Below are 849 nucleotides of genomic sequence, written 5' to 3' on the forward strand. Positions count from 1 at the left end.
GAAGAGGTCGAGTGATCCGCATATTAAAGTTCCTCCTCATACCTGTCTTTTGTTTGGCGGCGGGCTGTTTGCGTTCGCCCTCCGAGCGAAATCTATACAGCAGGCCAGGGATAAGCGACGCGCAGTGGGACCGCATCCGAAAGGAATGCTCGTACGAGGCCGAAAAAGCGATTGCCGCAGCGAGTCCACAGACAGCAATCTCCTACAGCTGGAACCGCGTCTACAATATGTGTGCAGAGCTCAAGGGCGTTAAGCACGTCGGCGTCGTCAGCATGCCGGAAGAGCAATGGCAATCCATTTTCGCGACCTGCAAAAAAGAGGCGGCGGCCACCGTTCCTGCGAGCGCGCCGTCGAAGGCGCGAGACGAAGAGCGGGACGCCTTGGAAATCGCGTGCATGAAACGTCTCGGCGTCATCTTCCGCGATTGGTGAGGAGCGCTTCAAATGACGCGATTTCGCGCTGGCGCATTTCTGTCTCCGCAGGAAACTGTTGAATGATGTCGCATATCCGAACGTCGTGGACGCGGACTTCACTGGAGAGAGCGATGAGTGTTGCGAGCTGGCGTTTGCGGTCTGCTTCGAAGAGCGTCGGCGACGGAACCTTGGACGTGTTGTTGTCGGCCATGATCTATTCCAATCTCATCATCATTTGCGTGGGCTTGTTGGTCGCGGGTTGCATCCGACAAAAGTCGATGCAGATTGTCTACGATACGAAGCTGACGGACACGCAAGTTGATCGCGCCCACCGCGAATGCGACTACGAGGCGCAAAAAGCGACGGCCGCGAGTTCTCCGGGCGCCGCATTCTACGGTCTCAGGAGTCTTTATCTGGCGTGCATGGATCTGAAGGG

Annotated in this window: 2 protein-coding genes; both read left to right on the top strand. The window is 56.9% G+C overall.

What is annotated here, in order from left to right; all coding sequences use genetic code 11:
- Positions 1 to 431: hypothetical protein (locus tag AC1DT3_RS22960; RefSeq protein WP_477467467.1), on the top strand; the 431-nt coding region annotated here is incomplete at its 5' end.
- A 113-nt stretch (positions 432 to 544) separates the two neighbouring features.
- The coding region (locus AC1DT3_RS22965; protein WP_477467468.1) for a hypothetical protein at positions 545 to 849 on the top strand (305 nt) is incomplete at its 3' end.

Source organism: Microvirga sp. P4_G7, from assembly GCF_056401005.1.